3 protein-coding genes are annotated in these 11331 nt (G+C 29.4%); 2 read left to right on the forward strand and 1 reads right to left on the reverse strand.

The window, feature by feature from the left end; all coding sequences use genetic code 4:
- Positions 1–4 precede the first annotated feature (4 nt).
- Complete coding sequence (locus GOQ20_RS02160) at positions 5–2320, reverse strand: hypothetical protein (RefSeq protein ID WP_167845221.1); 2316 nt, start codon at positions 2318–2320, stop codon at positions 5–7.
- 174 nt (positions 2321–2494) lie between these two features.
- Here GOQ20_RS02160 and GOQ20_RS02165 point away from each other — a divergent pair, with 174 nt between their 5' ends.
- The gene (locus tag GOQ20_RS02165; RefSeq protein WP_167845222.1) at positions 2495–8209 is read left to right on the forward strand and encodes a PDxFFG protein; all 5715 of its coding nucleotides are present in this window, start codon (positions 2495–2497) and stop codon (positions 8207–8209) included.
- Positions 8210–8218: 9 nt separating this feature from the next.
- The gene (locus GOQ20_RS02170) at positions 8219–11329 is read left to right on the forward strand and encodes an ABC transporter substrate-binding protein (RefSeq protein WP_167845223.1); all 3111 of its coding nucleotides are present in this window, start codon (positions 8219–8221) and stop codon (positions 11327–11329) included.
- Positions 11330–11331 lie beyond the last annotated feature (2 nt).

The following is an 11331-nucleotide window of genomic DNA, read 5'->3' on the forward strand; positions in this document are numbered from 1 at the left end:
ATTATTAAGTTGCATTGATTGAATACGTAAAACTTTTTTCCTGAATTTTACGCTTTCAATCATCAATCATTTTATTTAACTCATTAACAATAGCTGCGTTTCTAGTGTAAGTAACTTTATAATCAGGAACAAACATAGGACTTGTGTTATAGCCACTTGACCCGACTCTAGAACTAACCGTAGCTACTGAACGCATTTTTTCAATTAATTGTTTTGCAACATTTAATCAATTATTAAGTTCGACCATTAATTTAGTTTTATCTTGGTTTTGATTAAATTGAAGAATAACTTTATTGCGCATGCGCTCTAATAGCGATCAATTAGCATTATTAAAATCAGAATCATTTAAAATACTTTCTTCTTTATATTTGCCATTGTTTTGCTCAAAATTAAGCAGCATAAACTCACCTAAAATAGGCTCTTGGTTAATTAATAAACCTTTGTTAATTAAAACTTGCTCACTTTCTTTCATTTTTTGAATTAGCTTAGTTTTTTTGTTATTTAAAATTTTTACTTTTTCATTGTTATTTGCAGAATTTTCAACTAAAAAATGACTAACTTTAAAAACATTAGTTTTAAATTCTTCAATAATATCAAGCATTTGAGATGCAGCAGTTTTGATTTCTAAATCTTTTCCACTTTCTAAAATTAAATTTAAGTATTCATAAAAAAGAACAATGTTAAAATCGCTTGTGTGTTCTTGATTTGAATGGATTAGCGCTCCTATTTTATTAATGAATTTCTTTTTATCTTTGAAACTATTAATGATTCTTCTAGATTCAGCATTTTGATTTGTGATAATTTCTTTTAGTTTAGTTTTGAACTCAATTAGGTTCTCATTATCAGTGATATTAGGATTTTCAACAGTTGCAATTTTATTTATTTCTTCTTCATTAATATTTGATGATAGAAAATCCAAATTCTTTTTAAAGAAATTATCAAGATTAACTTTTGGATTTTGGTCTATAAGTATCCTTAGTGATTCGATAATTTGATTTATGTTATTAACCTTATTATTTTGATAGGTATTTATAGGTTCTATTCAAGAATTTAAATTTAGCTCTTCAAAGGTGTAAAATCCTTGAATTAAAGAGAAAGTTTTTAATGAAAAATTTTTAATTCATTGTTCAAAAATATTATTAAATTTGTAAATATAAGCAATATTATTATTTCGATTATTTTCTGCATTATGTAATGAATTTATTAGCGAATTAATTTGTTTTGATAAATCGTTGTTTTGATGTGGAATTTTTTGAGAGCTATGATAAATTCATTTTAATGATTCAAATCGATTTGAAAGCACTTTAATTAAGTTTAATTGCCCTAATAATTTGTCTTTAACGTCAAGATTATCACTTTGAGTATAATCAACTAAATCTAAAAGACATTTTCAGTTATTTAAAAGTATTAAAAATTGATTATTAGCATTTGTTTTAAGTTTTTCAAATGCTATTAATTTTTCTACCAAAAATTGTCTGTAATAAATAATTTTTTCTTCATTTAAATTAGCTTCAATTTGAATTTGACTTTCCAATTTCAAAATCCAATAAATAAAATTCAATCGATTTCAAATCAATTTACTTTTTAAATTCACAGAATTAACAATTTCCAAAATCTCATTTAAATTATCAGAGTTTCACTCTAGAAGATCTTCATTTTCAAAAGCTTTATAAAACATATTTTCAACCACTATTTCAAGATTAGAAACTAAAAGTTCTTTAGTTTCTTGTTTGATAGCTAAAGCGTTAATTTCATTGATTAAATTTTCTTTACTTTCTTTAAGTTCGTTATAGCTACTTTTTGCTAATTTCAAAAGAGTAATTGACTCTTTTTGCAAAGTCCCATTAGTAGCTAAATATGAATAATTTGATGAACTATTAAAAGAATAATCGCTTGGAAACATTGTTTTTCAGTATTGCACGAAAGCATAGTTTTGAAAATTCATTTTTTCTAAATTATCAATAATAATCCCAATTTTTAAAAGTAAAGGTTCAATTCTTGTTTCATTGCTGTTTTCAAAAGTTTCCTTGCTAAGTAAATCAAGCTTTTCTTTAGTTAAATTTAATTGCTTTTGATTTTCTCTATAAAAAGTGATGTACTTTTGTAAAAAGTCATACTTAAGCTCGCTTGCAGATTCAGAACTATTTTCAATTTCATTAGCATTTGAACTGCTTGCTAATAATTGCTTATCTTTAGGAGTTTGCTCTTTATTGAAAAGTTTTTTAAGAGAATCTTGAGGAATGAAAAAAGCCCCTATTCCAACTGTGCAAATGGATAATAGAGCAACTATACTTAAAATTATTTTGATAATCTTTTTCATTTTGACCTCCAATTTTCATATAAATTTTGAAGGACAAAAAACTAATAAAAAACAAAAACGCTTTTTTGACCACTTTAAAAGCACTTTATTAACTCTTTACTGTTAAATTAGCGGTAATTTGTTAAAATTAAATATTATATATTTATTTTGAATATAAAACAAAAAGGAGTAAATATGAGAAAACTTTCTCTTAAAGCGAAAGTCCTTATTTCATTAGGAATTATAGCTGCTGGTACAAGTGCTACTTTTGCAGGAATGTTTGCTTTTGCTAATAATTCTGATGAAGTAAAGGGAAGCAAATGATCTAATGACAAAACAAGACTTGTAAACCGCTTTGATGTTATTTATGATGCACAAGGTGAGCTAAAACCTGAAATTAACATTGTAAGTCCTTCAAAAAAAGATATTGTTGGTTCAATGTCTGCTGATGGTACACAGTTTTGATGAAATGAGTCTAAAGATCAAAAAATGAGCTTCGATGATTTTTACGAAAATTATTTCAAGTTTTACAATGATGGATTTATCTTAGAAGTGAAATATGGTTCATTTAGTTTTTACAATGAATATGTTTTAGCTGTGCGTCCAAAACAATTCATTGATTTTACTAAATGATTTATGAGTGAAGTTTCATGAGGACCAGATATTTTAACTTTAGATAGTTTTAGAATTGTGTCTGGAGTTGAACAAAATGGTAACTCAATTACCCTTGGGTCTCACTCTACATTACACAAAGAAGAAAGTGAAATTAAATTCTTCCCAGATGCATTTTTTGGATCGCTTCCAATTTATAATTCAAACTCAGGAGCTGGAAATGCAACTGATGCTTTAACATATAAATTATTTGAAGATCTTCAAGATAAAAGCACAATTGACTCAATTTTAAAAAATATCCCTCTTTCTACATCTATTAAAAATGATTCACATGTTTATCAAAATGGACAAAAAACTTCAAAACTTAGTTCATTTAGATCAATTGTGACACCTGGTAAACTTACTGGCAAAGAATTCCTTGTTGCTACAATGCGTAATGAACTTAAAGGAAGAGATGAATCAATTCTTCTTCCACTTGGAACAACGGAAGAACAATTTAATGCTTATAAAACAGAATTTGAAAAAGATTTACCTAATTTAACTTTCGATCAATTTGTACAAAGAAAAATTGCAGATGTAGAATTAAATGGAGCTGGCGCTTCAACAAGCACAGGTACTTTAGTATTAAAACTTGAAAAAGTGGAAGATAATACTTCACTTAAAAACGAAGTTACTATCCACAGCGGATTTAATACAACTCACGCTACATATTTTAATGAGAAAATTTTAAGAGAAGCAATCGAGAAAGATTTAGTACACTTTTTAGATTTTTATGACATGAATTCATATTTAAATCAAGAAGTGTTTATTTATGATAATAACGGAGCAAGCGCAACTAGATACTTTGATTCAAAAATTAGAGCTTTAAATGAAATTAAAAACTTTGATGTTGCAAATGAAAAACAAATCAAAGCTTATACATTAACTAAAGTAAGTGTCGATAATAAAATTCTTCACATTGTTTTAACTAATGCTCAAGGAAGAGAATACCACGATTATTTTGATGCTCAAAACTTAAGTGATTCAGAATTTAGACGTTTTGAAGAATTTAAAGATGCTCTTGCTTATGGTGGTGCTATTTCTCCAATTACTCTTTCATATAGTCCTGAAGATATTTCAATTGTTGATGAAAACGGAACTCCAGTTAGAGGTCTTTCATCAAGAAAATACCAACTTTATAATGAAACATATGCAGGTTTAATTGATAGAGTTACTCAAAAATACCCTTACTTATTAAAAGAACAATTTGGTCCATACATTGAAAAAAAACTTAACGATAAAGGATACTATGAATATGCTTTAAAAGAAGGAAGACACCTTGCTTTAAGTGATAAGGATAGAATTGGACTTCCTTTAGTGCTTTCAGTTTCAATTGATAATTTTGAAGGTATTTCTACAGACTTCCTTAAATATGTTGCTGCCCATGAATATGGACACCACTTTACACTCGAAAAAGGTCAAGCTCTTGATAGAGAAAATAATGGGGTTGTTGTTGGTGGAATTAGAACTAGAGGTGGAGTTTCTGAATCATCATATTACTCAAGTTTTGCCCTTAAAAACTATTTAGATGCTAGAACTAATCTTGAATATAGAAGAGTTAATGTTAAAGGTGAACCAAATGATAGAGGATCATTTATTCAATTTAGATACATCAAAAATGATGGAACTAAGAGTGAATGAGAATCATATAGCGATATTTGAGGGGCTGCAACTAACCCAGCTGATGTTTTAGATGTTGTAAGAAACAAACAGAGAAGATTTTTACAAGATTTCAAAGGAATGCAAGAAGCGGCGAAATTACGTGATGTAAGATTAGGTGATTTATTCATTGCTAACTCATTTGATGAAAACTCTGGAACATTAAACCCATATATCGTAGGTACTCCTAAAGCGTGACTTAAAGAAAATGAAGATTCAGAAGTGAAATACACTGAAATTAATGCAGAAAAAATCTTTAACGAAATTCGTGATGGAGAAGGAAATCCTTTATCTTACACTAAAAATGAAAACGGAACAATTCAATTTAGCTTCTTTGAATATGCTCAAGAACCTGATTATGCAAATAATCAAAAAGCAATCATTTCAAAAGTTAAACTTGTTAAAAAAGATGGAACTCCATTTATCAATGTACCATTAAATGTAGAGCTTGAAGAAGCTGAATGAAATTACATTTCAGATCAAGTTCACCTTGTGGAAGCTGCGCTTGAAAGCCTTATTAACCACAATTTCTATGACAGTGGATGAAATACAGGTTCAACTTTCATTGGTGGTGAGTTAAACTCACAATTTACCAACCTTTTTGGCGGAAGTGATATGGATTGATATTTTGAAGCTGCTAAAGCTAGAAAAAATGAAAATGAAAAAAATCCTGATACTAACTTAATTAATCATGAAGGTGATGATGCTAGAAAAGCATTCCAATACTTTGTTGTAAATAAAGATGCTTCAGTAGATCAATTCATGGTTGCAGTTTCATATTCATTTTTAACAAGTTATAATGCTACATTCAAATCAGAAAATGGAAAAATAATTCCAATAAGAAATATTTATTTTGGTTCTGGATATAACCCAATTCTTTCATTTGTGGATCAAGAAAATAATTTTGTTTCAAAATACTCAATTCCAACTGGAGCAAATTCTACTTTCTTAGCAAATAACAAAAAAATAGATGAATCTGTTAGTGTTGAATTTAAATTACTAGATATGAAAAATCAATTCACAAGTCTTGCTAAAGGAGAAAACTTCTTAAAAGAGAATTTAAATACAGAATTAAATTTCTCATTTTCACCAGCTAACCAAATTTATACAGCAATTGGTCTTCTTCCTTTCCTTCTTGAAACATCAAATAATCAAAATGCAGTTGCAGAATATGTATATGGAAATGCAAACAAAACAACATTTGCTTTATTTAATGAAAACAATGAAGTAGTACTTCCTAGAGACATTTTCAGAGATTTCAAGAATTTTAAAGTCGGACTTGCAAAAAAACTTGGTTACAATGCATATTATGCAAGTACTCAAAAAGCATTTAATTCAATTCACAATGCTGTTTTAGATGATTTCAAAGTAACTTATACATTAAATGATCAAGAGTATACAACAGCTGCATTTAGTTCAGTTCCTGCTTTATTTGAATTTGGTTCACTTGATTATTCACAAGCTACTCCAGTAAGAAAAGTTCTTGTAAATGATCAAGGTGCAGAGCAAGTTATTTATGAATTTAACTGAAATGTAGATTATGTAAAAACTAAATTTAACTTGGAAACATTCAAAGAAGGTCTTTTAACAGAAGCAACAGATGAAACTAGAGAAAACATTAATCAAATTGCAAACGATGAACAATTACTTGCAAATGAATTAATCAAACGTTTCAGAAATTCTGATTTATTCTTAATGGTTAAAGACTTTAACCCTGCAACTGATTTAGTTGCTAACCAAGCAATTTTCTCAAATGAATATGGAATTAGCAAGTTAAACCCAGTATTTGCTGAAAACTTTGTGTTCGAAAATCTAGAAAACAAAATAGGAAAATTCACACCTACTGATTTACAAGAATACTTCCACAAAATGTTTGAGAAAAAAGAAGAAGGTCTTTCAGCGTATGCAGATACATACGATTTATACACATTCATGGGTAACCATCTTGCATGAGATAATCGTGGTATTTATACAACTGAAGGATATCAACTGGACCCACTTGAATATAGAGTCTTAAGAGTTTTCTATAGCGAATTTTCAAATGGTGTTCCTTCGAGTGATGTTTCAGATTACAACTTCACAAGAACCGAACCACTTTTAAATGACAAATTCACTGACTATATTTACTCTATTTCGGAAACATTAACTCGTGATTTTGTGCAAACAACATTTATCCCTGCTTCAACTGACTTTAATAACTTACCAAGTTACTTAAGTAATGTAAATGAAGCTAACACAGGATTTGACTACATTATTGATGCTTCAAAACTTCAATATTGAAATGAACGTAAAAACACAAACACAGATATTTCTGAAGGAATTAGAGCAGCTGAAGAAGCTCTTATTTGAAAAGATAACATTAATTACCTTATTTCTGAATTTGTTGATAACGCTTACAAAACATCGCTTCTTGGAAATCAAAATAGAAAAATTATCAAAGAAAGACAAGGTGTTGAAGCTGATATAGAGCTTCTTAATGCAGCTGATTGACAAGATAAACTTCAAGAAAAAATTGATTCAATTAATTCACAAATTGAAACAATTAATCAAAACGAAGAATTATCACAAGAACAAAAAGATGCTCAAATTCAACCGCTTCAAGATCAATTAAACAAATATACAGAATTTAAAGCATTAGATGTTGAAGGTAAAACAACTAAAGTTGAAGAACTTAAGGTAAAAATCAAAGCTCTTAATGACCAAACAAACGAAAATGCTAAAGCAATTAATGAAATTCTTAAACCAAGAACTGAGAAATTCCTTAAATTTAAAGATGAAAAATTCAAGCCATGATTAAGTAGTAATATTTTCTTTGATGATGGAAGCAGAACATCATCATACTTTGGAAAATTCATCACAAAAAGTAATGGATTTTTCAAAGATGAATTTGAAAAATCAACTATTGGAATGCAACTTTATAACGAAAATAGAGAAGCAATTGTAGATGAAACAATTAGACTTAAAGACTTTGATGGAAATGCAATTACTTCAAGACCTAAAGCATTCTTTGTATCACAAATGATGAACTATGGAGTTGGAAACCGTACTATTGCAGGAATTTTTAGAAATAAAAAACTTGATGCAATTGCTATGTATGGATACATGCCAACAAAACAACTTCAAAATATTACACAAATTAAATTCACAGACATTAAAACTGGAGAAGTTAAATACGCTCCAATTAACAAAGATAAAACAAATAATGTATTCTACTATGAAAAACAAGGTGATCCATCTTCAAAAGTAACAATTGAAGATCTTGGATACTCATCATGAATTTCAGATTACGCTATTATGGCTAAATATCGTGATACATTACTTGTACCACTTCACAAATACTATGTTGATTTTGCTAATGCTAAAGGTGAAACTGCATATGTAAATGAAAATGGTGAAGTTGTCTTTGGTGAAGCTAATAAAAATTTAGCACACTTATTTACAATGGGTGAATTAAGCCAAATTTCAGAAAATGGTAAAGATCCTGCTCAATCACCTTCAGTTCTTGCGGCTGAAAAAACAGAGCCAAATGATGATGCAGAGCCAACAAAAACAGGTAGATCAATTCTTTCAATTGACTTCCAATTTAACATAACAGGATAGGAGGAAAAGGTGAATAGTTATTTCAAAAAATCTAGAAAATATCTTTTAGGTTTCACACTTGCAGCTACTTCATTTTCAGTGCTAAGCGTGGTTGCTTGTGCACCAGGTAGTACTTCACAAAATGCTAAAGGATATGATTTTGGATTAACAAGTGAACCGTTAAACAATCTTAACTACATTAAATTTAAATCTGTAGATAAGATTCTCCCATCACTTGTTGACTCATTTATGAAAAGTGGACCATCAGATTCACTTAAATCAATTTTAAAAACCAATAAATTCACAATGACAATGACTAATGTTGGTACAGACCGTACAACTTCAAACTTTGACGAATTCTTTAAAAAGAATTTGGAAAACTTTAGAAGCAAAGACGGAAAAGGAAACATTACAAATAGTTACTATACTTTAGATGATTTCGGATTTGTTGGAGGAACTGGAGCACCAGTTCTTAGTGATATTTCAAATTCATCAACTATTTATGCTTTCAGAAACCCTAAAAACAGTAACAATTACATGGCTTTTAGTGGTTACATGAACAAAGGTAAAAACATTTGAAGCAATGGTGATGTAATTACAGCTCAAGATCTTCGTGATTACTTTGAATATATCTTAGATTTAAATACAGGTAGCCAAAAACTTGAAACAATCAAAAAATACTCAATTAGAGGTGCGGAGCAATTTATTACAGCTCAAAAAGAATATGCTTTAAAACATAACGTAAGTTACAAAAACCCATGAGGTAGAAGAGGTTATGTTGAAGATGCTTGAGGAAAATCATACATTCAAGATCCAAATCAAGAAGTATGAACTTCTCAAGTTCCAGGTGATGAAGCTGAAGTGCAAGCAATTAAAGAGGCGGCTTTAAGTTTTGGATTTTACACAGGACAATATTTTTTAGATTACACTAATGAAGAAATTGCAGAAAGCAACAACCTTCCTGAAAACTTCGATAGATCAATGGATTTAAATGCTGAAACTCAAAAATGAGCTATTAAACGTAATAATGTAGTTAAAGAAGTTACTTTAGTTAAAAACCCTTACCTTAACCCATACCAAGAATATGCACTTGAAGAAGCTACTTCTGAAGATTGAGAAGCTTTTAATGAATATTACAAAGAAAAACAAGCAGCTGATCCTGAAACTCCAGCACTTAGCGAAGAGCAAAAAGATCGAATGAAGCTTTCACACTCTAAAATTGTTGGAAAACTTAAAACTCTTAGTTTAGATTCATACAGCTTTACAATGATTTTTGATGAAAACAAAACTCCTGATTTAAACTTCTTAGTTGGACAAATTATTGAAAACATTTATCCTGCTAACCGTAAGTACATTGAAACTGATGGTGGCGGAATTCAAAACTATGGATCAGATCCTAAGAAAGTGTTAACAAGTGGTCCATTTGTGATTGAGCCAGGTGATATTGTGCTTGGGCCTCAAGGATACATTGTATTAACTAAAAACAAAGATTACTTTGAAGCATCCAATACAGTATCAAACAAAATTAAAATATTCTTCTCAACAGATAGAAACATTAATGCAACTCTTTTTGAAGATGGATATATTTCACAAACATATATTCCAGCTAACAAAATTAATAGCTACTGATCAAATCCTGTTTACAAAGATTACCTTAACAAAAACTCAGGGTACGGAACAATTGCTTATGCATTTAACTTAGATCAAGAAACTAAAGGAACAAGTTGACTTCAAGATGAAGATTTAAGAAACGCTATTTACTATGCAATTGACCGTGAAAAAGTGCTTAAATCAGTAGGATGAGATTTCTCATTCCCAGTTACAACATGAACAGCTTATGGACAATACCGTTTATTTGATGGTAGAAACTTAGAATACTACTTTGAAGGTCAAGAAATTAAAACCAAAAACGGAGTTACAGTTCCAATTCAAAACTATGACTTCTTGGTGCACCTTTCAAAAAGCTTCAACTTTGAAAAAACATACCGTAAAGATGATTCATACTTACCTAAAATAGCTCAAGATTACCTTGCTCGTTTTAAAGCAAAACATCCAGAACTTGATAAAGTTACAATTCAATTTGTTAACAACTCAACTGATGAACAGAAAAAAGCTGGTTCATACCTTCGTGAAGCTTTAAGACAAGCTTTTGGTTCATATGTGCAATTAGAAATTAAGAGCTTACCAGAAAATACCTTTGCTGCTTTCCTTGATGAAGGAAAATGAGATATTGTTTACCAAAACTTTGACCGTCTTGGTGGTAATGGTACTCAAGATTACGTTTATGTGTTCTTTAAAGAAGATGAAATTGATACCTTTACTCAAAAAAGTACTGGATTTAAAACTAACCCAAGTGGTGGATACACATATGCAAATTACTTAAGTGAACTTATTTTAAATGCATATAAAGCAAGTGGTGAAGAATCTTCAAAATACAACATTGTTCAGCCATACTTTAGCTTTATTGAAAAACAAGTTAGAGAATATGCTAAAGCTAATTCAATTGATTTTGATTCAATTGCTAACTCAGATGTTTACTTTGATAAAACAAGTTTTATTAGCGAAAACATTGATGCAATTATGGAGATGATCAACCAAAATAAAGCACAAGAATCTAATTTAAATGAAAAAGCTCTTTCAAAACGTTTTGTTGCTAATGCAATTGAATACCTTTTAAGTAAAAACTTATTTGGAATTCAACTTTCAAGAATTCAAAAAGCAATTAACCTTTACTTTGCTTCAACATTAACAAGTGAGCAAATCCAAGAATTAACAAATGCTACAAAAGATAGACTTTTAATTAAAGATGCGCGCCTTTGAAATAAATTCATCGAGCTTGCATACCAAAAATCAGATGAAAGCTTAACTGATTATTCTGCAAGATTGGATAGCTTCTTTACTGGAAACTTCACAGATAAAGAAGTTGATGAAAAATGAGATACACAGCTTATCTTCTCATTTATTGCAACTCTTGAAAAAATTATTCGCGATGGTGCGTTTGTAGTTCCTTTAATGGAAGTTGATACAAACTGAGAAATTACAAGAGTAGGTGGGGTAAATTCATTATTTACATTCTCACTTCAATATGCATATGATTATACTAATCCTCCTAGACCAGGATTACCAAGAAAGAAAGGATAATA

The organism is Mycoplasmopsis gallinacea, from assembly GCF_012220205.1.
GTDB classification, from domain to species: domain Bacteria; phylum Bacillota_I; class Bacilli_A; order Mycoplasmatales; family Metamycoplasmataceae; genus Mycoplasmopsis; species Mycoplasmopsis gallinacea_A.